Source organism: Pseudomonas sp. FW300-N1A1 (assembly GCF_058789115.1).
Window position 1 is genome coordinate 1 of sequence record NZ_JBYTBK010000041.1, and the last position, 24,750, is coordinate 24,750.

Annotated in this window: 19 protein-coding genes; 12 read left to right on the top strand and 7 right to left on the bottom strand. The window is 57.8% G+C overall.

Features of this window, described 5'->3' with window-relative positions:
• The 7 genes from AC3WQN_RS21570 to AC3WQN_RS21600 all read right to left on the bottom strand — a co-directional run.
• On the bottom strand, positions 1 to 2,345 hold a 2,345-nt coding region (locus AC3WQN_RS21570; protein WP_492606955.1), incomplete at its 3' end, for a DUF6531 domain-containing protein.
• Between the two features lie 5 nt (positions 2,346 to 2,350).
• On the bottom strand, positions 2,351 to 2,818 hold the full coding sequence (locus AC3WQN_RS21575; protein WP_103401745.1) for a DcrB-related protein: 468 nt from the start codon (positions 2,816 to 2,818) through the stop codon (positions 2,351 to 2,353).
• Positions 2,819 to 2,855: 37 nt separating this feature from the next.
• Positions 2,856 to 3,437 (bottom strand): hypothetical protein, encoded by a 582-nt coding sequence (locus tag AC3WQN_RS21580; protein WP_103401744.1) that lies wholly within the window; start codon positions 3,435 to 3,437, stop codon positions 2,856 to 2,858.
• 12 nt (positions 3,438 to 3,449) lie between these two features.
• Positions 3,450 to 5,303, bottom strand: a complete 1,854-nt coding sequence (locus AC3WQN_RS21585; protein WP_178081945.1) for a type VI secretion system Vgr family protein — start codon at positions 5,301 to 5,303, stop codon at positions 3,450 to 3,452.
• Positions 5,304 to 5,355: 52 nt separating this feature from the next.
• A complete protein-coding gene (locus AC3WQN_RS21590; protein WP_103401743.1) occupies positions 5,356 to 6,081 on the bottom strand; it encodes a hypothetical protein in 726 nt (241 codons plus the stop codon).
• A 30-nt stretch (positions 6,082 to 6,111) separates the two neighbouring features.
• Positions 6,112 to 6,831, bottom strand: a complete 720-nt coding sequence (locus tag AC3WQN_RS21595; RefSeq protein WP_103401742.1) for a hypothetical protein — start codon at positions 6,829 to 6,831, stop codon at positions 6,112 to 6,114.
• Positions 6,832 to 6,837: 6 nt separating this feature from the next.
• Complete coding sequence (locus AC3WQN_RS21600) at positions 6,838 to 7,851, bottom strand: hypothetical protein (protein WP_103401741.1); 1,014 nt, start codon at positions 7,849 to 7,851, stop codon at positions 6,838 to 6,840.
• 447 nt (positions 7,852 to 8,298) lie between these two features.
• On the opposite strand from AC3WQN_RS21600, the gene AC3WQN_RS21605 reads away from it, so the two are divergent.
• The 12 genes from AC3WQN_RS21605 to AC3WQN_RS21660 all read left to right on the top strand — a co-directional run bounded on the left by AC3WQN_RS21605 (position 8,299) and on the right by AC3WQN_RS21660 (position 24,747).
• Complete coding sequence (locus AC3WQN_RS21605) at positions 8,299 to 8,616, top strand: hypothetical protein (RefSeq protein WP_103401740.1); 318 nt, start codon at positions 8,299 to 8,301, stop codon at positions 8,614 to 8,616.
• A 515-nt stretch (positions 8,617 to 9,131) separates the two neighbouring features.
• Entirely contained in the window at positions 9,132 to 9,881 is a 750-nt protein-coding gene (locus AC3WQN_RS21610; protein WP_103401739.1) for a hypothetical protein, read from the top strand.
• 68 nt (positions 9,882 to 9,949) lie between these two features.
• Positions 9,950 to 10,495, top strand: a complete 546-nt coding sequence (tssB, locus tag AC3WQN_RS21615) for a type VI secretion system contractile sheath small subunit (protein ID WP_103401738.1) — start codon at positions 9,950 to 9,952, stop codon at positions 10,493 to 10,495.
• Between the two features lie 2 nt (positions 10,496 to 10,497).
• Positions 10,498 to 12,000: a type VI secretion system contractile sheath large subunit gene (gene tssC, locus AC3WQN_RS21620; RefSeq protein WP_103401737.1), complete on the top strand. Its 1,503-nt coding sequence runs from the start codon at positions 10,498 to 10,500 to the stop codon at positions 11,998 to 12,000.
• Positions 12,001 to 12,025: 25 nt separating this feature from the next.
• Positions 12,026 to 12,508 carry a type VI secretion system baseplate subunit TssE gene (gene tssE / locus AC3WQN_RS21625; RefSeq protein WP_103401736.1) on the top strand — a complete coding sequence of 161 codons (483 nt, stop codon included), beginning with the start codon at positions 12,026 to 12,028 and terminating at the stop codon, positions 12,506 to 12,508.
• Entirely contained in the window at positions 12,508 to 14,340 is a 1,833-nt protein-coding gene (gene tssF / locus AC3WQN_RS21630; RefSeq protein WP_103401735.1) for a type VI secretion system baseplate subunit TssF, read from the top strand. The genes tssE and tssF overlap by 1 nt, the downstream gene beginning before the upstream one ends.
• Positions 14,304 to 15,374, top strand: a complete 1,071-nt coding sequence (gene tssG / locus AC3WQN_RS21635) for a type VI secretion system baseplate subunit TssG (protein ID WP_103401734.1) — start codon at positions 14,304 to 14,306, stop codon at positions 15,372 to 15,374. Before tssF ends, tssG begins: the two co-directional genes overlap by 37 nt.
• Positions 15,371 to 17,974, top strand: coding sequence for a type VI secretion system ATPase TssH (gene tssH / locus AC3WQN_RS21640; RefSeq protein WP_103401733.1), 2,604 nt, complete (start codon positions 15,371 to 15,373; stop codon positions 17,972 to 17,974). Before tssG ends, tssH begins: the two co-directional genes overlap by 4 nt.
• Before the next feature lie 23 nt (positions 17,975 to 17,997).
• On the top strand, positions 17,998 to 18,756 hold the full coding sequence (gene tssJ / locus AC3WQN_RS21645) for a type VI secretion system lipoprotein TssJ (protein ID WP_103401732.1): 759 nt from the start codon (positions 17,998 to 18,000) through the stop codon (positions 18,754 to 18,756).
• The gene (gene tssK, locus AC3WQN_RS21650) at positions 18,749 to 20,092 is read left to right on the top strand and encodes a type VI secretion system baseplate subunit TssK (protein ID WP_103401731.1); all 1,344 of its coding nucleotides are present in this window, start codon (positions 18,749 to 18,751) and stop codon (positions 20,090 to 20,092) included. Before tssJ ends, tssK begins: the two co-directional genes overlap by 8 nt.
• Positions 20,089 to 20,802 (top strand): type IVB secretion system protein IcmH/DotU, encoded by a 714-nt coding sequence (icmH, locus tag AC3WQN_RS21655; protein WP_103401730.1) that lies wholly within the window; start codon positions 20,089 to 20,091, stop codon positions 20,800 to 20,802. Before tssK ends, icmH begins: the two co-directional genes overlap by 4 nt.
• A gap of 30 nt (positions 20,803 to 20,832) precedes the next feature.
• Complete coding sequence (locus tag AC3WQN_RS21660) at positions 20,833 to 24,747, top strand: type VI secretion protein IcmF/TssM N-terminal domain-containing protein (protein WP_103401729.1); 3,915 nt, start codon at positions 20,833 to 20,835, stop codon at positions 24,745 to 24,747.
• Positions 24,748 to 24,750: the final 3 nt, after the last annotated feature.

Below are 24,750 nucleotides of genomic sequence, written 5' to 3' on the forward strand. Positions count from 1 at the left end.
CCCAGGTTGTAGCTGAACTCGCGGGTCAGCTGGTCGATGCGTTTTTCTTCGATCAAGCGGTCCGACGCGTCGTAGGCGAACTGGTACGCCGCGTTGTTTTCGTTGACCAGCGCGGTCAGGCGAATGGCCTTGTCGTACTCGTAGCGGATGCGCTGGCCCTTGGCGTCCTGGCGGCTGCTCGGCAGGCCCCTTGCGGTGCGCAGCAGGCGCGTGGTCTGGCCTTTGCCGTCGGTGTGCGTCAGGACCTGACCGAGGGCGTTGTAGGTGAACGACTCGGCACTGCCGTCCGGGTGCTGGATGCGCAGCACTTCGCCATCGGGTTTGCGTTCCAGTGTGGTGACCTGGCCCAGCGCGTCGGTGACGGCAATCAGGTGCTGGCGCTCGTCGAAGCGGTAGGTGGTGTTTTTGCCCGAGCAATCCTGGAAGCGTTCGACCTGTGCCAGGGTGTTCCACCACAGGTATTTGGATTTGTGGCTGGCGTCGATGATGGTGTGTGGCAGGCCGTCGTCGCTGTTGAGGTATTCGGTTTTGTTGCCGAGGGCGTCGACCTCGGCGATGAGGTTGCCTTTGTCGTCGTAGCGGGCTTTCCAGGTGCTGCCGTCGGAGTAATCCACCTGGGTGACCAAGGTGGTCAGGTGATGATGCCGGTATTTGATCTTGCGCCCGAGCGGATCGGTTTCTTCGACCAGGCGCGAATATTCGTCGTACTTGAGCTTGACGGTATTGCCGTCTGACAGTGTCAGGCCGGTCATGTTGCCGGTGTCGTCAATCTCAATGGCGTAGTGCTCGCCACCGAAGTCGCGGCTTGACGTGACGCGATGATCGCCGTTGTAGTGAATCTCGGCTTCGCGCCCGAGCACGTCGGTGACCCAGGTGGTGCGGGCCTTCACGTCATAGCGAAAATGAAAGTGTTCACCATCGCTGGTCCAGTGCTCAACCACGCGGGGCTGGCCATTGATACCTTCCCAGCGGTAATGGCAGCTCAGGCCCAGGGCGTTGCTGTGACTGGCCATCACGCCGTCGCTGTAGCTGAAGCGCCGTATCGAGTCACCGTTGCGATTGATCACTTCGATCAACTGACCGTTATCGTCGTAGCGGTACTGCACCAGTGTTTCTACCGCCTGGTGGTCGACGACACGCTTGACATCGGTCAGCCGCCCCAGGGGGTTGTCGTAATGCAGGTGGACACGCACCCCACCGGTGGCGCTGATGTCGGTCAGCGTGCCTTCGGCCGTGCGGGTGAAGTGCAGGAAATGGCCGAGGGCGTTTTCCAGGCGCTGCAACGGGACAGGGACGTTGTCGTCCGGCACCTCGCCGAAATAGAAGAACAGGTTGTCGAGGGTTTGCAGGAGGTAGTGACCACCTTCGGTGCAGACCAGGTAGACCTGTTCGTGAGGGTTGTAGACGCGTTCGCCTGGTTGCAGGTCCACGAACGGCACACTGCGTCCCTGGTTGTCGGTGAGGTACACGAAGCGACCGCTGCGCCGCAGGCTTTGCTCCCAAGGCAATACCCAACCCTTGCCGAGCGCACTGTCGACGCTCAGGTCGCTGGCGTAGAAGCGTGACCATTGAATGGGCATCAGGCCAGGCAGGCTGAAGTCGGTTTCGTCAGTGATGACCTTGCGGCCGGTGGTGGTGTCGACGGGGTTGCCCACCAGGCCACCCACCGCACGCTCGATGGCCGGCCCCACGACGTAGCGGCTGGCGACCTCGCCGGCGACGAAGCCGGCCGTGAACTTCAAGGCACAGGGCATGACCGCCTTCATGCCTGCCTGGGTGCCGGCCTTGAGCAATTGGGCGATGCCGCCCGCCGCGCCCGCAACCGCCATGAGGATGTCGACGGTGGTACGCAGCCAGCCAGGAATCTCGTCGTCTACCGGCAGGTAGCGATGAGTACCGCCGCCGATGAACACATTCCCCGAGCCACTGGAGATGGTTGCCCCACAGGTGAGTTTGTCACCCTTGCGCGCGGCCGCCGTGCCGTTGATGAAGACGTTGGTCGAGCCCTCCGCGACTTGCACCGGCCCGGGGTGTTTGTCGCAGGCACCGATACTTTTTTCAACATGGGCCGCCTTGCGGCTGTTGATGAACACATTGCTCGACGCAATGACGAGGGTCCCGGAAGGCGAGGAAAACTTGCTTCCTATCGCCTCCCCGGCGGCGGTGAGCACGCTACCTCCGATGCCCGCCAGAAGACCTGCCAGCAATGCCACGCCGAAACCACAGGTGAACGTCGCGATTGCAACGGTGGCAATCAGCGCAATACCGAGCGCGGCGCCAATCAGGAACCCACCCAGGGCACTGGTATGCGAGATCTCATCGCCAAACCTGGCAGCTTCGAACATGATCGTTACTCCTGTGCGCTGGAGACGGTCGTGGTCGTACCCGGTTGGCGAGGCTGAAAGCTGGCCAGCAGGTCCATCCAGTTCTGATTCTGTTCAGGACTGAAGTCGGCCTGGGCCGTGGTGGAGAAAATGATCGCGCGGCCCGGTTCGATCAAAAATGCTGCCTGGCGTTGATAAAACGGCCGACCGTCGGTCATGTAGTACGCATCGATCTGGATACCTTCGATCGGCGCGGAGGTGGACAGTGAAACGGCTTTTTTGCCCAGCAGCGTGTAGCCGCGCAACTTGGAGGCGAGCATTTTGATCTGGCGATCGACATATGCCTTAAGGGCTTCGGCGGGCAGCAACATGTCCCTGGCGATGGTGATGCTCAACGGCGCTGGAACGCTTGCCCCCAGCACAAACATGTTCACCGTACGGTCCTGAAAACCTTGTGGCAGCGCGATGCTGCCTTCCTGCAACTCGTAGTCCATGTGGTGTACATTCCTGGAATCAAAAAAAGATAAACGTTCAGCCGATAACAAGACCGTCGAGCATGCTGTCGAAATCCAGCAGCCAGTGACTGAGGACGGGCCGGGTCGGATCAATCGCGCACGAAATACTCAGCCACTGCACGTCGTCATTCCCGGCAACCGGGACAATGGCGCCCACAAGACGTCCGTGACGATCGGCGTGACCCGTTTTGAAATGGAAATCCAGCGACTTCGCCGCGCTACCGGCCACGCGGCCATCGCGCTGGCGGATGATGCGCAACTCAGGATAAAGCGTGCGATACCCCTGCACCGAGGTCTCGAACAGTGCCTCCAGTGTTTGGCCGAGCTGCACATCACGACGATTGATCGTCAGGACGATCGGCTCCCCTTCGTGCTCGAGGGTGACCTGGATATCGCGGAACCTGTACCCCGCTGCAAAGGCCAGGTTGAACCCGCCGAAGGTGAAGCTGCTGGGAGTCTCTTGCAGCGGGACCACCGCTTCGGGTTCCGGCTCGGGCTCTGGCACGATGATGGACGCCGCCTGCTGCTCAAGGCGCGCCGCTTCCTCCCGCGCTATGCGCTTGGCGGAAATACGATCGTAGATGCAGGTTCTGGTCATGGGCGCGCGACCTCAGTCATTGACTCTGACCTCGGCACCGGTGATCTGGGTCGTGCCGGTGCTGTTGGTGTTGATCGTCTTGCCTCTGATCTCGATGCCGTCCGGAGTGAGGGTGATGCTGCTCTCCCCCACCTGAAGGATGATGTGCTGTTTGGCGCTGACCTGGATGAACTGGTTATCGACCTGAATCGTCAGCGAGCCTTCCTGGACGTTCATCACCGTGTCTTTCTTGATCATCTCGGTGTGCGTACCGCCGACCGTGATCGTGCGGTTGCTGCCGACACTGTGGGTCTCGTCGACCTCGATCTCGGTGTCCATGTTGCGCTCGGCATGCACGATGACCTGCTCGGCACCGGCCTTGTCTTCAAAGCGGAAGAAGTTTGCCGTACCGCCATCGCCCTTCATCGAGCGCGTCAGAAACCCGCTCTGGGTCTTGTTCGCCGGCAGCGACCACGGCGGGGTGTTCTGGCTGTTGTAGAGGCTGCCCATGATCAGCGGGCGGTCGGGGTTGCCATCAAGGAAGACCACGACGACCTCGTCTCCGACTCGAGGGATCAAGATACTGCCGAAGCCGCCGCTGGCACCGGACTGGGCGACACGGACCCAGCAGGAACTCTTGTCGTTGAACTCGCCGTAGCGGTCCCAGTGGAATTGCACTTTTATCCGGCCGAGTTCGTCGGTGTAGATTTCCTCTCCCGGCGGGCCGACGACAATGGCGGTTTGTGGGCCGGAAATCGTTGGCGTCAGAGTGTCGAGCTGCGGTCGGAACTTAATTTTTTTGCGTACACAAAAGAAGTTGTTTGCATAACCCGCCTGCCCACCCGACAGATAATTATTACTGCCCCGGTGCTGAATGCTCATCAACAAAAACTGGCGATCTTCGATTGAGCCACTGTCGTGTTCATAGTGCTGTGTGAGTTCGAATGTGTAGCCGGGCCGCATCGCACGGCAGTTACTCGCTCCTGCAAATTCCTTTCCCTTGAGCTCCAGAGCCTCTATACGATTTCGCACCAGCACTTCGCCGTCGTCGTAGTTCCCATGGGTGTACTGACCCATGAAATCGTAAATCTCGTAAGCCGGTACATCACCCTGCTGATTTAGGCTGTTCATGGCCACTGGAAGACGGTTTTGAGGCTGGCGGTAGTCGAAGGTCTGAACCGCTATCTTGCTCGACTGTAACTCCCGTTCTGCGTTCCAGTGGGTGATCGAATCCGCTGCTTCAGTAATGGACGCCGTATGAAAACGCACTTGCGGCTGCTCTGGCAGAGCAGGCAACTGGGTTGAGTCATCCATGATGATCAACGTATGACTGTCAGCGGTGTGCTCGAAGTAAAAGAACAGTCCTTCGTGCTCCAGCAGTCGCGTCACGAAATGGCGATCACTTTCCCGATATTGAGTGATGTAACTATGGGGTTTGAGCGTGCGGTTGATGCGAAACTCGAACTTGGCCAGCCCTTCATAACGACTGAACACTTTGGTAATCACTTGTTCGACCGTTTGGTCCTGGAAAATCTGCGAGTCGAACCGCTGCTCAAGCAAACTGAGCCAGGAGCCGATCAGCGCCGAATAACGACACATCCCACCGTCGCTGCCATTACTGCCGAAACGCAATACATGCCCGTTGATGTAGCGACTTGCGCCCGTAGACAGTTCGATCTCGATCGTCGCCGACTGCCCCATGGCGGTTTTGAGTTTTACGCTGGCATCATCGGACAACAGGTCCAACTGGAAGCCGAACTCCATCGACAAACCTTCGTGCCCGACGAAAGACTCAAGCAGCAGTTCCTGGCCACTTTTGAGCGGCATGTTCAGTTTGAACAGGCGCCGGTTCTGCGCGGTAAACAGGGATGAAAGGTCCATTGTCATGTGCAACTCCTGGAATCAATGTTCGAGCAACCGCCGCATTAACGTTTGGCCGTCAGGACCCTGTCGACTGGCGCAGGGAACCCACCCACTTAAATAACCGGCCCAGCCACCAGCGGCTGCGGGCTTCGCGTATTTCGTCTATTTGCATGAAGGTGTAGGGGGTGGGCATTTTGCGTTCCCGAATGCGTAGGGTACGTAGACCGCGGATGCTGTGGCGTAAGTAGAACAACATAAATAAAGAACCCCCCGTGCAGAGTACTATCGCAACCATGCCGCCCGTTTCTGCACCCACCGACTTCAGAAACATACTGCCTGTGAGCGTCGACACACCGGAAATTAATCCGAGATTATAATCCTTGTAGTTCACAGCTTTTTTTGGCCGGGCTGCAACCCTATTGCCTACGCATTCGAAAGGTAAAAACGATGCCTTACTATAAAAAATCACTAAAAACATCAGAAATACGATGGTGATCGGTGCTATCCCAACGGCTACAGACCTGAAGTCCCCCTTACCAAAAAAATCTGAAGCAATCAAGTATGCCAAATTGCCGGAAATATAAGGAAGAGCAAGCAACCCAGTTATAAATACCGTTGATAAAAATACAACAAACCTCTCACAGCTATAAATAAAATACAAACTAAAACCAAAATAAAAAACCACAACAACAAAATAACACCACCAAAAATACTCCAAAGCAAAGGGTCCAAAAGCGCCAAAAAAAGCAACCAGAAGAAACGTAAAAAATATTTGCTTTTTTATAATTTTCGCGTCAATCATGAAAATCTCACTCAATAGTGCCCGCCTACATCACACCGAAGAATGCAGGGAAGTCAGCCATTTTAACGACCTGGCAACCCACCATTGGTTTCGAGCTTCGCGAATCTCATCAATTCGCATGAAGGTGTAAGGAGTTAGCATCTGGCGCTCTTGGTTTCGGAGAACACAAAGGCCTCGAATGGATTTACGAAAATAAATGATCAGAGCTACACAGCCAGATGTACCTACCAAAACCCCAACAAACCCTCCATTTATTTGGCCTATTAAATTTAAAAGACCTCCGCCCGACAAGGTAATCAATCCCGCGACGAAACCACTGCTATAGTATTTTTGCTGTTTTGTTGGAAGTGCAACCCTATTATCTATTCTTTGAAAATCATTAACCGAGTCTTTACCCAAAAAAACCAAACCAATTGCTGCTACAACTAGAATTAATGGCAACAACCCAAGCACAATCGACTCAAAGGTACCGAGACCAAAAATATTCGACACCAACAGATACAACAAACTAGACATAAAAAACACCAAAGCACCAACAACACTAAAAAAAATCGACGCCACAAAAACCAAGTATCTTTCGCAAACTGCAACCAAGAAAACGGCCAACACAAAAAACAAAATCAGCACAGCAGCATATCCATACCAATAATACGAAACACCAGGAGGGCCAAACATTCCAAAAAAAGCAACCATAAAGAACATCATCCACGGCCCTTTTTTAACAGTATCTACAGCAGGATCAAAAAGCATAGATTTTCACTTCGTCCAATAATCGCCAATTTTTTTGCCAGTACCCGTTTCACTCATATATGCTTGCACACCTACGCCAAAACCCCAACCGACCAGTAACACAACTACTAACGGAGCCCCAACCAACGAACCCAAAACGATAGATACTGCTGCACCGGCTGTGAACGATGCAATGTTCGTGGGCTGGCTATAAACAGACTTTCTATAAAACTCATCCATAGATGCCGAACTTGTATAGTCGAAATAAGCCTGCGGCCCAACGGCCAAGGCAATGCCTACGGTATTACCTGTCATGAACTTTAGCCCGCGCGTTGCACCTTCGGCATGAAGCATCGCGCGTTGATTGAGCGCCCCCTTGGTCCCATAAGCCGGAAGATGAGCCACTTGCCCTCCAACCTGCCCCAGCACCTTATAACTTTGTGCCTGAGCAGTAATCGGCACTTCAAAATGCAATTGCCCCGCAACCCGAATCAGTTTTATCCGGCCCTTGAAGGCTTTTTTAGCCGAGGTCGAGCTCGCTGTTCCACGACTATTGGCCCACTTGATCAGCTTTTTCTTGTCGGCCGCGGAGAGATCCAGCAAGTCTACAACCGACTTCGACTTGGAAAATGCTGCCACGCTGGTACCGGCACTGACCAAGGTCCCAGGCAAGTTCGCCGGAGAAAACATCAAGTCCCCTATCTCCGGGATTGATTGGGCGGCTTTTTGCAGTTCTTTCAGCGCCTCAACGGAAACATTCGCTGCCGTACCCAGGTTCCTGATTAACGAACGCAGCAACTGTAAGGACTCTTGCGCCTCACTCGGCGACATGTCCAGTTCGGGCGAAGCCAGTTCATGGGCAAGAAACATCGCCGCGTTGTAATCGCTGGTTGCGTAGTAACCGGCAAAATTTTGTGGCGTCGGAAAAGACCGCGAGGCGATCTCGCTGGGAAATGAAAAATTGCCGCCAGCAATCAATCCGGCTTGCTGGCGCGTTCCACGAGGGTTGGCCACTGTGCAGGGTAAAAATCTTTCATCCATGTTCCTTTCTCCTGATACCGCCTTCCCGAAAAGACCTTCGGTAAAACCAGCTCCGTGCAACAACCAACCAACCTTTCATGGGCCATGCTCCATGCAAAGAGCATTACCCCACCAACTACCACGAAAAAACTGCCGTTGCGATTGTCTTCCTGAATCACAAACGGCGGAAAATTACCCGTGGGTGCGACAACCACCATGCGGAAAAAGTGCCGAAGGAATTCAACAAAAATAGATCTGCGTCACATTTTTTAATCGCCATCTGAGCACGTGCGAAAGGAAACACCTATGCAACACCAAGTGTCAAGCCGGTATTTTTATTCAGGAATCCATCATCTGCCGAAACCATTGAATTGGCTGAATTTCAGAACTACCCGACAGACGCACCCCACAAGCAGTGGCAAGTAGACATCATTATGGCAAGTAATAAACCCCGGAAAAATCCGTCCCATGGATACCGAAAAACTGAAAGAAAAAACCCTGAAGCTACGGTCGGCAATCGATGCATTGAAGGCAAAAGACCCTGCTGTAGCCAAGCTGGATCTAGAGCTGGCGCCCCTGATGGACCAGGCTGAACGTGGTCAAATCCGTACTCCTCTGGAGTGGCGAGATATTCCTGGACGCTATTTGTTCACTGAAGGCGGCTTGCAGCAATACGCAGAACTTGAGCTGGCTTTTGCCGAGTTTAAAATCGAACTGACCGGCGGAGAATCCCCGACGCTACTCCGACTGAAAGCCCAGATGGCTCCGTCGCCCGGAACAGCCTGACGAAATCCGCGAAAAGAACGCCTGCCGTATTCCCGACAAACGCCAATGCCATCATCCCCTCCCGATTAATATGACACTTGCACTGCAATAACTCCGTAACACCAATCAATCCGGATTTGGGTGAACCGTTTCACCTTTTTTAAATTATTTTCAATTAAAAATCGGATCCACTACGTACCTGAAACCATTGAACCGACTGGGTTTCAGAGCGCTCTGTAAGTAATATCCTACAAGTAATAGCATGTAGACATCATTGCGATATGTAACAAAAACGATAAAAAATCCGCATCCAACGGAACTTACCAGTCGATACGCTGCCATACAGGACATTGCTGGCTACTCGATATCTATATGCCAGCAACCCACTCCCACTTATCGTGGCAGTGTGATTTTTTTTGATTGCAAACATCAGCGGTCGCACACATAAACAGTGTGCAGTCGAGAAATTAGTGGCTCTTCGCCAGCCCTGTATTCGTTCGGGAAACAACCGCGAAGAGTTCAAGGACGATGTACCAATGACTCAGACGTTTGATGTTGAAGCCTTGATCAAATTGCGACGCCAGACCCGGGCCATTTCCGATGCGCTCAAGGCGCAGGCGGCGGATTATCTGTCGACCCTGGCGTTGCTGATTCGCCCGCAGGCGCTGTTTGGCGAATACCTGCAAGGCGCGCAACGCAGCAGCGGCCGTGAAACCCAGCACCATTTCAAGGAGCTCAAGGAGCTCTACGACCGCATTGGTTCGGCGGCCCCCTTTCAGTTGGTCAACGAACTGGAAGTGCCGCTCAACCTGATCAGCACGACACCGCAATTGTTCCCGCTGGAATACGACAAGGTGCTCTCCCAAAGCGGCCAGACCATTCGCATCACCAGCCCTGTGCGCTGGGTCGTGGGCTTCAGCTCGTTCGATCTGGCACGGTTTCGCAAAGTCATCAAAGACCCCAACCGCAGCAGCGCCGAGTTGTACCGCTTCGTGGTGCATTACCTGGTGTTGTTCTACTGCTTGAGCAAATCACCTGGATTGAGCCGCCTGCTCGAAGGCCTGCGATTTCCGGTCAGTTTCGAGCGCTTGAAGGATTTTGGTGACCTGCCCTTTTGCGTCATCAGTTCGCCGGTACGCTCTGAACTGCCTGACGAGTCTGTCATCCGCAGCAGTACGCAGATAGCCGGCAATACCAGCTTCGAAGAGTTGGTGGGGCGCGAGAACATCTTGGAAATGAACGATGAAATCCGTCAGCGCCTTCTGCTGACGATCGAAGGATTGTAACGCGCTCGGCCAACCGCAGCGCCGACCCGCAAATGACTTGCAGCGAATGGTTCGCACAGGAGATCACGATGGCGAAGAAGGAAAGTACCCAGCACAAACTCGACCGCGTTCGCGCGCCTCGAGTCCATATCACCTATGACGTGGATATCGGTGACGCTCAGGAAAAGAAAGAGCTGCCCTTTGTCGTCGGTGTGCTGGGCGATTTCTCCGGCAACCCGCTGGAGCCGCTGCCGAAGCTCAAGGACCGCAAGTTCATCTTCATCGACCGGGACAACTTCAACGGCGTGCTCAAGGGCATCAAGCCGCGCCTGACCTATCGGGTCGACAACACGCTGGCCAGGAACGGTACGCAACTGGGCGTCGAACTCAACTTCAACGCCCTTGAAGACTTCGAGCCGCAGAACGTGGTCAAGCAAGTCGAGCCGCTGCGCAAACTGCTCGAGGTGCGCAACAAGCTGGCTGACCTGCGCAACAAGATGGGCGGCAACGACAAGCTCGAAGAGCTGCTCATGGACGTGCTGCAGAACACCGAAAAGCTGAAAACGCTCGGCAAGGAATTCGGTCGTGAAGCCGCCGTTCCAGCCACCGCTGGCAAAGAACAAGCAGGAGCCTGACGATGAACGACAAGCAAACCGTGACTCAGCAGGACAGCAATCTGGTCGAAGTGGAAACGTTCGCTCCGCAATCCTCCCTGCTGGACAGCATTATTTCCGAGAGCCGCGTGGCCCGCTCCGAAACCGAGCGCAGCCGTACTCGCGACCTGATCGGTGAACTGGTCAGCCAGGTACTTGAAGGCGAACTGACGCCCAGCAAGGACCTGATCGCCGTGCTCGACGCGCGCATCGCCGAAATCGACGCGATGCTCTCCGAACAGATGAACGAGATCATGCATGCTCGTGAATTCCAGCAACTGGAAGCATCCTGGCGCGGCCTGAAGTACCAGGTAGACCAGACCGAGACCAGCACCACGCTGAAGATTCACCTGCTCAATGCGTCGAAGAAAGACTTGGTACGCGACCTCAAGGCCTCCTCCGAATTCGACCAGAGCGCCCTGTTCAAAAAGATCTACGAAGAAGAGTACGGCACCTTCGGTGGTGCGCCGTTCGGCATGTTGCTGGGTGACTACGAGTTCAACCGCAACCCGGAAGACATGTACTTGCTCGAAGAGATTTCCCATGTCGCCGCCGCGGCCCACGCGCCGTTCATCTCGGCGGCCTCGCCTGAGCTGTTCGGCTGGGATTCGTTTACCGACATGGCCGGCCCACGCGACCTGATGAAGATTTTCGACACCGTCGAGTACGCCAAGTGGAAGTCGTTCCGCAGCAGCGAAGACTCCCGCTATGTGGGCCTGACGCTACCGCATGTACTGGGTCGCCTGCCTTACGGTCCGGATACGACTCCGGTTGAGGAATTCAACTTTGTCGAGAGCGTCGATGGACGCGACCACAACAAATACTTGTGGATGAACGCCGCCTACGCGCTGGGCACCCGTGTTACCGACGCGTTTTCGCGTTACGGCTGGTGCGTGGCGATTCGCGGAGTCGAAGGTGGCGGCCTGGTTGAAGGCCTGCCGACCCACACGTTCAAGACCGATGACGGCGAAATCGCCCTCAAGTGCCCTACCGAGATTGCCATCACCGACCGTCGCGAAAAAGAGCTGTCGGACCTTGGCTTCATCCCGCTGGTGCACTGCAAAGGCACTGACTACGCCGCCTTCTTCGGCACGCAGTCGACGCAAAAGCAGAAGCACTACAACACCGATATCGCCAATGCCAATGCCCGGCTTTCCGCCCAGTTGCAATACATCTTCGCCACCTCGCGTATCGCTCACTACATGAAGGCGATCATGCGCGACAAGATCGGCAGTTTCGCGTCCCGCAAGGACGTCGAGCTGTTCCTCAACAAGTGGCTGTCGAGCTATGTACTGCTGGATGACACCGCCAGCCAGGAAGCCAAGGCCAAGTTCCCATTGCGCGAGGCGCGGGCCGAAGTGTTCGAAGTCCCGGGCAAGCCGGGCGTCTACAAGGCCGTGACGTACCTGCGTCCGCATTATCAACTGGACGAATTGACGGCTTCGTTGCGTCTGGTCGCTGAACTGCCGCAATCGACCCGCGGCTGACCAACACCATTGCCAGGGAGGCAATATGACCCGTCAACACAAGCTGTTGCCATCACTGCTGGACCGATTGCTGGACGATCGCCCTCATCAATCCCTGGAGGCGTCATCGCAGCGCTTGTGTTCGCTGGCTGATTACAAGGCCAGCATCGTTCGCGACCTGGAGGTTCTGGTCAACACCCGCCAGTCTCTGGTCGCCAACGAACTGGAGGGTTTCGCCAATCTGGGCGGAACCATCCTCGACTACGGCATGCCGGACTTCACCAGTAAAAGCGTGCTTGATCCGCAGGATCGCTTGCTGATCCAACGACAACTGGAGAAGGCGATCACGGTCGGGGACCGGCGCTTTCACAGCGTAAAAGTACAACTGCTCGCACAACAGACCGGCCAACGCATGCTGACCTTTCGCGTTGACGCGGTACTGCGCCTGCAAGACATCACCCGTCAGGTGTCCTTCGACGCGGTGCTGCAGGTCAACACTCAAGAATACAAAGTGCAGAACCTCAACTGATGCTCGACGATCTGCTGCCCTATTACGAAAAGGAACTGTCGCACCTGCGCTTTTTAGGGCAGGAGTTCGCGAGCCAGTACCCGAAAATCGCTTCGCGGTTGCTCATCGAGGGCGATAACTGCGAAGACCCACATACCGAGCGGTTGATCGAAGCCTTCTCGTTCCTCTCTGCACGGGTGCACAAGAAGCTCGACGATGAATTTCCCGAAATCGTCGAATCGTTTCTGGAAGTGCTTTATCCGCATTACCTGCGCCCTACCCCGTCGATGTCGATCGTCGAGTTCAACCTGGGCAAACAGGAAAAAGTCACCGAAGCGTATCGCGTGGCCCGGCACACCGGGCTCCATGCCAACCCGATCGATGGCGTGGTGTGCAAATTCCGTACGTGCTACCCGGTCGAGCTCTGGCCGATCGCGGTGCGACAGGCCTCGTTCGTTGAAATGGAGCGTTCGGCGTTCAACGGTCACAGCGCCGACCTGGTCGCGCGCCTGCGCATTGGCCTGGTGGCTACCTCCGATGTGATGTTCGGGAAGATGGAGCTGGACAGCCTGCGCTTTTTCCTCGACGGCGAAAGCACACTGATGCTGCAACTCTATGAGCTGCTGTTCAACAACCTGGCCAAGGCCACGTTGTCGTTCGAGGATCAGGGACGTACGCGTGAAGTCGCGTTGCCCGCGGGCGCATTGAAAGCCGTCGGCTATGGCCTGGACGAAGGCCTGGTGGACTACTCGGAGCGCTCGTTCCTGGGTTATCGATTACTGCACGAATATTTCACCTTCCCGGACAAGTTCATGTTCTTCGACCTGTCGGGTTTCGCTCGCATTCTGGCGGGCAAGGACATCGCCAATGTCGAGGTCAACTTCTACTTTTCCGATTACGACCTGACCGATCGCCTGGCCCGCCTGACACAAAACATCGGTCGCAATAACTTCAAGCTCAATTGCACGCCGATCATCAACCTGTTCCGCCAGCAGGCAGAGCCGATCAAGTTGACCCACGCCCAGCACGAGTACGCGGTGACGCCTGATGTGCGCCTGCAAGCTTCAGCCGAAGTGGTGTCGATCGATCGCGTTCGTCGTGTGAAGAAAGTCGGCGGCATTGATCAGGTTGGCACCTGCCATCCGTTTTTCGAACCGCGCGGCGACCAGGGCCCCGGCAACAGCTTCTGGATTGCCCGACGCCGTGCCGTACAGACCCGGCAGCGCGATGGCTCGCAGGTGTTTATTCGTGTCGTGGATCGCGAGCTGGAACTGATCGACGCCAACAACGACACCTTGAGCATTCGCCTGACGTGCAGCAATCGTGACCTGCCGACGTTGCTGCCGTTCGGCGGTGAGCGCGGCGACTTCCATATGCCGTCCAACTCGGTGATCAAGGACATCCGTTGCTTGCGCAAACCCACGGCAACGGTACGTGTCCCGCTCGGAAACGGCGTGATCTGGCGCCTGATTTCCCACCTCTCGCTCAACCATATGTCGCTGGTGTCGCAAGGCCGCGAAGTACTGCTGGAGCTGCTGTCGCTCTACAACTACCGCAACGTTTCGGCGATCCGCAAACAGATCAACGGCATCGTCTCGGTCAGCAGCGAGCCCGTGGTGGCGCGTATCGGCCACCCTCGCCCGAACTTCGTGCGCGGGGTTGGCATCACCCTGAATTTCGATGAAAGCCAGTACACCGGCAGTGGCGTGTTTTTGTTCGGCATGGTGCTGGACCACTTCTTTGGCCAGTACTGCACCATGAACAGTTTTACCCAATTAACCCTTCGCACCTTGCAGCGCGAAAAGAGAGTGGTCCAATGGCCCCCGCGAACCGGCGATCAACCCCTGGTCTGATTGACCAGGCAAGGGCTGAGCCGCACCGATTCGGGTTTTTCCAATTGGTGCGTTTGCTCCGCCTGCATTACAGCAGAACCGGGCGCATGGACCTGGAAACCCGACCGCATGAAGACCCTTTGCGTTTTCGTTCGCAGCTGTCGCTCAACTTTCCGGCCAGTGAAGTCAGCGATCTGCAGTTTGAGCGCGAAGGCAAGGTTTCCACGGCGGGCCTGCCGCTGTCTGAAGTGCAAGTGACGTTCATGGGGCTGGTCGGGCCATCCGGCGTTTTGCCGCGTCCGTACACTGAGTTGTTGATGGAGCGGCATATCCAGTACCGGGATGACGCGGCCCATGCCTTTCTCGACATTTTTTCCCATCGCATGACCACTCTGTTTTACGAGGCCTGGCAGAAATACAAGTTCTACATCGAGTACGAACGCAACGGCACATCGGATTTCGACCGCTATTTGCTCAATCTGGTGGGTTTCGGCCCTGAAGCGCAGAAACATAAATTCGACAAAAGCGGCTCGCCCCTGCGTCGCGAACTGTTCAGTTATTTTTCCGGCATGTTCGCCCAGAAGCCGCGCAATTCGCTGAACCTCGAAGTGATGCTGGGCTTCTATTTTTCGCTGCCGTTCAAGGTCAAGCCATTTGCCGGGCGCTGGCTGAAACTCGACGCCAGCCAATGCACCCGGTTGGGTCGCCAGAACGCGGTACTGGGGCAAAGCGCCGTCGCCGGGAACCGTGTCTGGGACTATCAGTCGTGCGTGCGCATCGAAATGGGTCCACTGGACCTGGTCGACTACCAGCGCTTCCAGCCGGGCACCGTGGATTACCAGAAGCTGGTGGAGCTGGTGCGTTTCTACGTCGGCGCGGAACTGGACTTCCAGTTGGCGCCCAGGCTCAAGCCTGACGCGGTACCCGTTGCCCGCCTGGGTCGCCAAGGCAATGTTTCCCTGGGCTGGCTGGGCTGGCTCAAACGCCCCGGCGTCGACGTGGAGCCTTCCCGTTGCGCCCTCTTCCAAATTCCTTTTGAAGGGGTCTCCCTGTGAACCTGAAGTCCCTGTTTGCCAAGTTGAACGACACCAGTCGCACTGCCACCGAAAGCGCCGCGGCCTTGTGCCTGTCGGAGCACCACTACGACGTCGAAGTCGAGCACCTGTTGCTGCAATTGCTGGACAACCACGACAACGACCTGCCGGCCATCCTGCGTCATTACGACGTGGTGCCTGATCGCCTGCAGGCTCAGTTGGTGACGGCGCTGGGGACCTTCAAAAAAGGCAATACCCGGACACCCGCGCTGTCCCCGCACATTACGCGAATGATCGAGCAAGCCTGGCTGCTGGCCTCTATCGAGTTCGGGCAGGGGCAGATACGTACGGGGTATCTGGTGCAGGCATTGCTGGATGACGACGAACTGCGCCGGGTAGTGGTGGCATCGGCCCCGGAGCTGGAGAAGATCAATGCCGACGATCTGCGCGTCAACCTGGCCGCGCTGGTCGAAAACAGCCCAGAGTCGAAGCTGGCCAAACCGCTGGGAACCGCGGACGCCGCCACCGGCAGCGCAGCCAAAGGCAACGGCAAGACCCCGGCCCTGGATCAATACACCATCAACCTCACGCAAAGTGCTCGCGAAGGCCGGATCGATCCTGTGCTGGGACGCGAGTTCGAAGTTCGGCAGATGGTCGACATCCTGACCCGCCGCCGCCAAAACAACCCGATCCTGACCGGTGAAGCCGGCGTGGGCAAAACCGCCGTGGTTGAAGGTCTGGCTCTGCGCATCATTCAAGGCGATGTGCCTTCAGTGCTCAAGGACGTGGCCATCCATACCCTGGACCTTGGCCTGCTGCAGGCCGGTGCCGGGGTGAAGGGTGAATTCGAAAACCGCCTCAAGTCCGTCATCGAAGAAACCAAACGCAGCCTGCACCCGATCATTCTGTTTATCGACGAAGCCCACACCTTGATCGGTTCGGGTGGCCAGGCCGGCCAGAACGATGCCGCCAACCTCCTCAAGCCGGCATTGGCCCGAGGGGAGTTGCGCACCATCGCGGCGACCACGTGGGCGGAGTACAAGAAGTATTTCGAGAAAGACGCCGCCCTGGCGCGTCGCTTCCAGGTGGTGAAGGTCGAAGAGCCGGATGAGGACAAGGCGATCCACATGCTTCGCGGCCTGTTGGCCAGGATGCAGGACCACCACAAGGTCACGGTGATGGATGAAGCCCTGATCCAGGCCGTGCGCTTGTCCAATCGCTACATCACCGGACGCCAACTGCCGGACAAGGCGGTCAGCGTGCTGGATACCGCCTGCGCGCGGGTCGCCCTGGGGCAATCGGCGCAGCCGGGGCCGCTGGAAGACTGCAAACGCCAGATCGATAACCTCCAGGCTGAAATAGGCGTGCTGGAACAGGAAGCGGCCAAAGGCAGTGACCATGCACGGCGCCTGATAACGCTCAATGAAGAGTTGCACGCACAACGGCAGGTCCGCGAAGCCCTGGAGCAACAGTGGCAGCGCGAGTTGCAACTGGTGGAAAAACTGGGTGCGCTCAGCACACCGGACAACGACGCGCCGGATGCCCGCGAGATTGCCGCCGTACGCGCCGAACTGGCCAGCGTCCAGGGTGAACAGCCCCTGGTGCACGCCCTGGTGGATGGCGGGACCATCGGTGAAGTGATTTCCGGCTGGACCGGCATCCCGTTGGGCAAGATGCTGCGCGACGAGATCGAAACCGTCCAGCGCCTGCCCGAGCTGTTGGGCGAACGCGTGCTGGGGCAAGACCATGCGCTGCATGAAATCGGCAAGCGCATCAAGATTTCGCGCGCCCGCATGGAAGACCCGAACAAGCCGATTGGCGTGTTCCTATTGCTCGGCCCGAGCGGCGTCGGCAAAACCGAAACCGCGCTGGCCCTGGCCGACACCCTGTACGGCGGCGAGCGTAACGTCATCACCATCAACATGTCCGAGTACCAGGAAGCCCACACGGTATCGAGCCTCAAGGGGTCTCCTCCGGGCTATGTCGGTTATGGCGAAGGCGGTGTACTGACTGAAGCGGTGCGACGCAAGCCGTACAGCGTGGTGTTGCTCGATGAAGTGGAAAAAGCCCACCCGGACGTACTCGAACTGTTCTTCCAGGTCTTCGACAAAGGCGTACTGGATGATGGCGAAGGACGGGAAATCAACTTCCGCAACACCGTGATCATCCTCACGTCCAACACCGGTACCGAGCGCATCATGCAGTGGTGCCTCGATACACCGCAGCCACCGGCTCCCGATGACATCGTTGATGGACTGCGAGACGAATTGAACCAGGTGTTCAAGCCCGCCTTCCTCGGCCGCCTGACGATCGTCCCGTATTACCCGGTCAAGGACGCCATTCTGGAGCGCATCGTCGCGCTCAAGCTGGAGCGTATCCGCCGGCGTTTCGAGCGCAACCATCAAGCCGTCCTGAGCTACGACGACGCCCTGGTCAAGGCCATTGCCTCGCGCTGCACGGAAGTCGACAGCGGCGCACGCAACATCGACAACATCCTGTCCAAAACCCTCATGCCGGAACTTGCCCAGCGGGTACTGGAACGGATGGCACAGGACAAACCGATTCAGAGTTTGAACATCGAGCTGGCCAGCGACGGCGATTTCGCCTATCGCCTGTGCTGATCGGGCACCTACAGGTAGCGGTCATGGAAAACAGACATAAAGGGAATTTTCCCGCGAAGCCGGCATTGGCAAAATGCCTGGGCGCGGTGGCAATGATGATGGTGCTGACGGCCTGTGGCGTCACCGAACGGGTCACCAAGCGGGTCGACGATACGTGGGCCGGCGACATGCTGTTCGGCGACAGCGAGAAAATCATCCTGACCTCCGACGGGGGCAATCAGCTCAACCCCGATGAGTCCGGCAAGCCGCTTTCGGTGGTGATCCGCGTGTACCAACTGACCTCGCTGGAACGCTTCGCCTCGATCGACACCGACACGCTCTGGGACGACCCGAAAAAAGCCCTTGGCAATACGTTGATCGAGAACCGTGAGATCACCCTGCTGCCGGGGATGGGGCAGATCGACCAGTGGCCGCTGAACAAGGCGGCCGGCTATGTGGGCGTCGCCGCTTTTTTCCGCTCGGACGAGAACAGCCGCTGGAAGGTCGCGTTCGACGCCGACTCGCTACGTAAAGACAGCATCTGGTTTTCCGCCAAGGGCCTTCGCGTGCTGGTGGACAACAACGCCGTGCTGGCAGTCGACGGTGTCGATGTACTGAACAAGCCAACGCCCGACGCACAGCTTGCCACCGCCGACGCCCTCCCCGACCCAGCGCCCGGCAAAACCCTCTCGCAACGCGTCCAGAACGCGGCCGTGCAGCAGGCCGAAGATACGGCGACGCAGTCCGCACAAAAAGCCGTGGACTCAAAACTCAACTCTCTATTGGAAGGCGTTCATGAGTAAGCAAAGCCGGGTGATGTGGTCAGAGGGGATGTTCCTTTTGCCACAACATTTCCAGTATCAGGACGAGTTCCACCAGCATCAGCTGGCAGAGTCGACGCTGCGCAACACGCCTTTCCATTGGGGCGTGCAGATACTGCACGTCGATGAAGAAGCCCTCGCAACCGGCTCTCTGCAGCTCAAGCGGCTGAAGCTGGTGTTTCCCGACGGCAGCCTGTTCGACGCGCCGCAGCATGATCCACTGCCCGCGGCCCGTGATTTGAAGGACCTGCTCAAGGGCAATGACCTCAAGGTCTACGCGGCACTCAAACTGCCTGAGCCCTTTGGCATGAATTACGTCGAGGACGGCCAGGAGCAAAAGAGCGCACGCCGTTTTCGCAAGCAGTTCGATACGCTGCCAGACCTTAACGAAGGTGACCTGGAGAACGAAATCACCAGCCTGCGGCTGAACGCCGTGATGCTGATTGACGGCGACAATCTGGACGGCTACACCTACTGCCCGATCGCCCGGTTGTCACGTAACAACATCGGCGGCTTCAACCTTGATTCGCAGTTCGTGCATCCGACGCTGCATGTGGGCACTCACGAAACCCTGATCGGTCTTGGCAAGCATTTGCTCGGCGCCTTGCAATCCAAGAGCAAGGCACTGTCGGGTCGCCGCCGCGAACGCGCGGACCAGATCGCCGAGTTCGGGTCCAGCGACGTGACCTTGTTCTGGTTGCTGAACACGGTGAATCGTGCGTACCCGAATCTGGCGCACCTGCTTGCGCACCCACGCTTGCACCCCGAACGCCTGTATCTGTTTCTTGCAGAACTTGCCGGCGGCCTGCTGACGTTCTCGCTGGACACCCAGCTCAACGACATTCCCGAGTACGACCACCACGACCCGGCGACCTCGCTGGTCAAGCTCGACGAAATGATTCGCGTGCTGCTCGACAACGTGATTCCCAACCAGTGCGTCGTGATCAACCTGATCCAGACCAAGCCTTCGTACTGGCAAGGGCAGTTGCTGGACCCGCGACTGGCCGAAGCGGATTTCTATATTTGCGTGCATGCCGACATGCCGGGCGCAAGCCTCCTGGAACTGGTGCCACGCGCCTTCAAAGTGGGCTCGCCGGAAGACATCGAAGTGGTGGTCAACAGCGCCATGCCCGGCGTCACGCTCAACCACTCGACCCGCCTGCCCAACGCGATTCCGGTACGACTGGACAATCACTACTTCTCCATCGAACCCCATGGCCGGGTCTATGAGCGAATGATGAGCGCTCAAGCGATCTCTTTCTACGCACCCAGCGCCTTTACCAACCTCAAGCTTGAACTGATGGCGGTGCTCAAATGACCGAAGCCGTAATGCAAGGCGCCGTGACGGCCGCCACCGAAAAACCGGTACTCAAGGACCTGGTGCAAGACTTCATCAGCATGGCACTGATCGTGCGCAGGGGTCGCCAAGTGACCTCGGTCAGCGCCTTCGAAGCCAGTGTCGACACCTTCTTCGCCCATCTGGAACGCGAGGCCCGCCTCGCCAACTACAGTGTCGAGCAGGTGAAAGACACCCAGTACGCCCTGTGTGCGTTTCTCGACGAAAGCGTGTTGCGCTCGGGAGATAACGAACTGCGTCGCCACTTTGAATTGCAGCCGCTGCAATTTCGCTATTTCGGTGTGCACCTGGCAGGTGAAGGGTTTTTCGAGAAAATCGATGCGTTGCGCAGTGACGTGAAACAGAACCTGGATGTGCTCGAGGTGTATCACCTGTGCCTGGCACTGGGTTTCGAAGGCAAATTCAGCCTCGGCCAGAAAGACCAGTTGCGCTATCTGGCCAATACCCTCGGCCAGGACATCGCCCGGTACCGCAAGACCCCCAAGGCTCTCTCGCCCGACTGGGCGTTGCCCGATCAGGTCTCGCAGATGCTCCGCCATGAAGTTCCCCTTTGGCTCTATCTGGCGCTCATTGCGCTGGTCTGCGCAGGTGTCTACCTGACGCTGGACTGGTTGCTGGCCAAGGATGTAGCCGCTTTGTCCGAACACATCAGCCAGCTGTTCAGTGCCTGAGCACAGGTCAGGTAACCGAGTCAGGAAGACATGAAGACATTATTGCGCTTGGTAAAAAGTTTCTGGTTCCTCATCCCCGTCCTGTGGCTGGCGAGCCTGGCGGTCTGCTGGTTGCTAGCCCCGCGGTTGAACTGGCTGCGTGGCCATACGCTGGAAGCGCTGGCGATCGTCTGTGCCTTCTACCTGCTGATCATTGTGCTGCGTCAGTACAAGCGTATCCGGGCGGAGCACAACCTTGAGAACCTGGTGCAGATCGAAGTGGATCGCTCACTGAAATCGACGGGCGAATTCCGCGACCAGCAAGTGCTGCGTGAACGGCTCAAGCATGCCATCGCGATGCTGCGCACCGATCGCTCGGCGGGCGGCGGCGGCTCCTCGGCACTGTACGATCTGCCGTGGTACCTGGTCATCGGCATGTCCGCCGCGGGCAAGACGTCGTTGCTGACCCGTTCCGGTCTTGGCGCGAGCATCGCCAACAGTGCCAACGACCATGAAGCCGGCACTCAGCATTGCGACTGGTACTTCAGCCCCGAGGCGGTGATGATCGACACGGCCGGCCGTTACCTTCGCGACGACCCATCGGCCAGCGAGTTCGCCGCGTTTCTGCGGGTGCTGAAAAAGCAACGCGGCAAGGCGGCCGTCAATGGCCTGGTGTTGGTGGTGAGCCTGCCTGAGTTGCTGGCCGCCAGTGCGACCGAACGTAACGAGCTCGCCGCCCAGTTGGTTTCACGCATAGAGGAATACACCGATTGCCTGGACGCTAACCCGCCTATCTACCTGATGTTGAGCAAGACCGATCAACTGCCGGGCTTCAACCAGGCGTTCGAAGGCCTGGATCTCAATGAGCGCCAACAACCACTGGGCATGACATTCGGTTTGTCAGAGATTCGCAATCAGGGCTTGCGTGCGGTACTGGACGCCAAGCTGGCCAACCTGCATGGCCATATTCGCCGTCACGTCGACGCGCAAATGATTGCCCTGGGGGCGGATGCCAACAACGCGCTGCTGAGCTTCCCGAACTACTTTGCCGAACTGTCGGTGGTACTGGAGCAATTTCTCCAGCACTTCGCCCAGACCCGTCACAACGGCACGCAACTGTTACTGCGCGGTCTTTACTTCACCAGCGCCCTGCAGACCGGCCAGCAACTTGGCCTAGTGTATGAAGATGACCTCGCCGAGTCGTTCGCGCTGAAACCTGAACCCGACCTCGATGAACAGGCGCAAAGCGACGGCAAGCACACCAGCGACCGCAGCTACTTCATCACCGATACGTTTCGCCGGGTCATTTTTCCCGATCGGGACCTGACGCTTTACCAGTCGCGCTCCGGACGCAACAAATCCCTCAACCCTGCGCTGATCGCCTTGGCGTTGTTGGCCGGGCTGGTGTTCGTTGGCTGGGAAGCCCTGTCATTCCAGAACAACCGTCAGTGGCTGGCATCGTTGCGCCAACAGTTGACCGAGCTGCAACAGTCCCCGGACCGTGCCCAATTGCTTGCCTCCGGCCAGGGCCTGGAACTGCTGCGCGACCAACTGACTGCCATCGAGAAGTACCGCGCCAAAGGCGTCCCCCTGCAACTCGGCGCCGGCCTCTATCGTGGCGACGATATCTACCTTGCGGTGCAGACGGCGTATTTGCAGCAGCTGCGCACACAGGCGCTCGAGCCGATTGCCCTGCAACTGCAGTTGCAGATGCGCGCCTTCAACGAGTTCGCCAAGACCATGGACGCGCAGAACAGCTTCGCGCCAGCGCCGTCAAAGGCACGAAACACATCCGCTCAAGCCCGCGTACAAGGGCAAAAACTCCTGGATCGCGGTGCCCAGGCCGTGGCGTCCGATACCCGCTTGAGCAGCCTCCCGCGCAGCCCGGGCGAGGTGGTCAATCGCTTGAGCGGTGCGGCAAAGGATGCCGCGAACAAGACTCGCGGCGATGCGCTGGCAGCCCTGCGCAATCCGGCGACCGTCAACGATGCGGCGCAGCTGTCGGCGACCACGGGCGGCCTTTCACTGTCCGAGGAAATGCTGGGGCGCCTGGATGAGCGGCAGGTCGCTTCCATCATCGAGTCCTATAACGCCCTGAAGCTCTACTTGATGCTGACTCAACCCCAGGCGCATCCAGAGCCGGAGTTCGTGGCTGCCGCATTACCGGTTGCCTGGGCCAACACCGCGACACTGGAAAACCCTGTCAGTGCCAGCGTTATCCAGGACAACTCGCCGGTCTACGTGCAACTGCTCAAGAATGGCCGCGCCCCGTCCCTGCCACGTAATGAACAGCTGATCAGCGAAACCCGCAATAGCCTGAAGTCCTTCATGATTTCCAGCTCGCTGGTCGATCGTGAGTACTTGCGCCTGCAACTGGAGTCCAGCCGGCAGTTTCCGGCCATGAACCTGAGCGACCTGGTGCCGCTGCCGGGACGCCAACTGTTGTACGGCACCGAAGCGGTCCCGGCGATCTTCACCCGCCAGGGCTGGGAAACGTTCGTCAAGCCCGAACTGATCAAACTGGTCTCGGGCAACCTGAACAACGAGTCGGATTGGGTGCTCGATGGCGACGGCGGTGACAGCATCGTGCAGAAAGCCAACTTCATCCGAGAGTTCATGACGCGTTACAAGCGCGACTACGCGCAGGCCTGGTACACCCTGATCGGCAGCGTTGGCATTCGCCATTTCACCGACATGGCCCATGCGACACAGCAATTGTCGCTGCTCAGTGACGTGCAGAACTCACCCGTGAAGATCTTGCTGGCTGCCGTCAACGACAACACTCAGTGGGATCTGCCTGCACCTCGTGAAACACCGCAACCGGGCGTCGCGCGCGATAACGGTATCTGGGGCAAGGTCAGGGGTAATTTCGACGAGCCTGATGCCTCGCCAAGTGCCCTGACCTCTCCGTTGCCGGCGGTCGATGACGGCAGTCTGGCGAAACGCTTCGAACCTGTCGCGCGGGTCTTCGCCGTGCAAAATGCCGAAGGCGCCGACAGCACGATCATGGACCGCTACTTGGCGGCGTTGCGCAAGCTCAAGGTCCGGATGAACAACATCCAGCGCTCTCAGGACGTCGGCAAAAGCAGCAAGCAACTGATCAGCGAGACCCTGGAAGGACAGCCGAGTGAAGTGACCAGCGTGCGCAATTATGTCGAGACCACCGTCGATACCAGCCAAGGTGGCTTGTCGACATCGCTGCAGGGGCTCTTCAGCGCGCCGATCCAGTTTGCCTGGGAAACCCTACGCGATCCCGCCGGCCAGCAGATTGCCAAGGCCTGGGCGCAACAGATTGCCAAGCCTTGGGAACAAGTCATGGCGCACCGTTACCCCATCGCGGCCGGCAGTCGCAATGAAGCTTCGGTCAAGGACCTGCAACGCTTCGTGGACCCCGAGTCGGGGCTGCTGCCCAACTTCAAGCGCAACGAAATCGGCAACCTTTCCGGTGGCGAAGGGCTGGGCATGAGCAGTGGCAGCAAAACCCCGCCGCTGGTCAATCCGAGCATGGTCAACAGCATCGACAAGGCCAGCTCGTTGGGCCAGGTGATTGCCAGCTTGTCGGATCGCGACAACGGCTTCGAGATCATGCTGGAACCCTCGGCCTACTTCACCGACATCATCTTCACGCTCGATGGCCAGGTGCAGCACTACCGTAACGGCAAGACCAGCTGGAGCCGCTTCTCCTGGCCGGGCACGACCACGACCCCAGGCGCACGCCTGGACGTGGTCACGCTGAGCGGTGAACGGGTCACGGTGTTCGACTACCCAGGACGCTGGGGTCTGTTGCGCATGAACGACAGCGCGCGCGTCAGTGATCTGGACGGTATCCAGCAACGCTTCAGCTGGAACACCGCCAAGGGTCAGGTCAGCCTCGCGGTTCGCAACTACGGTGGCGTCAAGCTGACCGACCTGGCCAACGTCAAGGCTCTGAGCGCGCTGAACAGCACAGACGGGCGGACCCAGTGAGCA

Bases quoted from the DNA above. Each gene is read 5' to 3' on its own strand.
- tssC (WP_103401737.1), top strand. From the start codon at position 10,498: ATGAACGACAAGCAAACCGTGACTCAGCAGGACAGCAATCTGGTCGAA.
- tssJ (WP_103401732.1), top strand. From the start codon at position 17,998: ATGGAAAACAGACATAAAGGGAATTTTCCCGCGAAGCCGGCATTGGCA.
- tssF (WP_103401735.1), top strand. From the start codon at position 12,508: ATGCTCGACGATCTGCTGCCCTATTACGAAAAGGAACTGTCGCACCTG.
- AC3WQN_RS21580 (WP_103401744.1), bottom strand. From the start codon at position 3,437: ATGACCAGAACCTGCATCTACGATCGTATTTCCGCCAAGCGCATAGCG.
- tssB (WP_103401738.1), top strand. From the start codon at position 9,950: ATGGCGAAGAAGGAAAGTACCCAGCACAAACTCGACCGCGTTCGCGCG.
- tssK (WP_103401731.1), top strand. From the start codon at position 18,749: ATGAGTAAGCAAAGCCGGGTGATGTGGTCAGAGGGGATGTTCCTTTTG.
- AC3WQN_RS21605 (WP_103401740.1), top strand. From the start codon at position 8,299: ATGGATACCGAAAAACTGAAAGAAAAAACCCTGAAGCTACGGTCGGCA.
- AC3WQN_RS21575 (WP_103401745.1), bottom strand. From the start codon at position 2,818: ATGGACTACGAGTTGCAGGAAGGCAGCATCGCGCTGCCACAAGGTTTT.
- AC3WQN_RS21660 (WP_103401729.1), top strand. From the start codon at position 20,833: ATGAAGACATTATTGCGCTTGGTAAAAAGTTTCTGGTTCCTCATCCCC.
- tssG (WP_103401734.1), top strand. From the start codon at position 14,304: ATGGCCCCCGCGAACCGGCGATCAACCCCTGGTCTGATTGACCAGGCA.
- AC3WQN_RS21585 (WP_178081945.1), bottom strand. From the start codon at position 5,303: ATGACAATGGACCTTTCATCCCTGTTTACCGCGCAGAACCGGCGCCTG.
- AC3WQN_RS21595 (WP_103401742.1), bottom strand. From the start codon at position 6,831: ATGCTTTTTGATCCTGCTGTAGATACTGTTAAAAAAGGGCCGTGGATG.
- icmH (WP_103401730.1), top strand. From the start codon at position 20,089: ATGACCGAAGCCGTAATGCAAGGCGCCGTGACGGCCGCCACCGAAAAA.
- AC3WQN_RS21590 (WP_103401743.1), bottom strand. From the start codon at position 6,081: ATGATTGACGCGAAAATTATAAAAAAGCAAATATTTTTTACGTTTCTT.
- tssE (WP_103401736.1), top strand. From the start codon at position 12,026: ATGACCCGTCAACACAAGCTGTTGCCATCACTGCTGGACCGATTGCTG.
- AC3WQN_RS21610 (WP_103401739.1), top strand. From the start codon at position 9,132: ATGACTCAGACGTTTGATGTTGAAGCCTTGATCAAATTGCGACGCCAG.
- AC3WQN_RS21600 (WP_103401741.1), bottom strand. From the start codon at position 7,851: ATGGATGAAAGATTTTTACCCTGCACAGTGGCCAACCCTCGTGGAACG.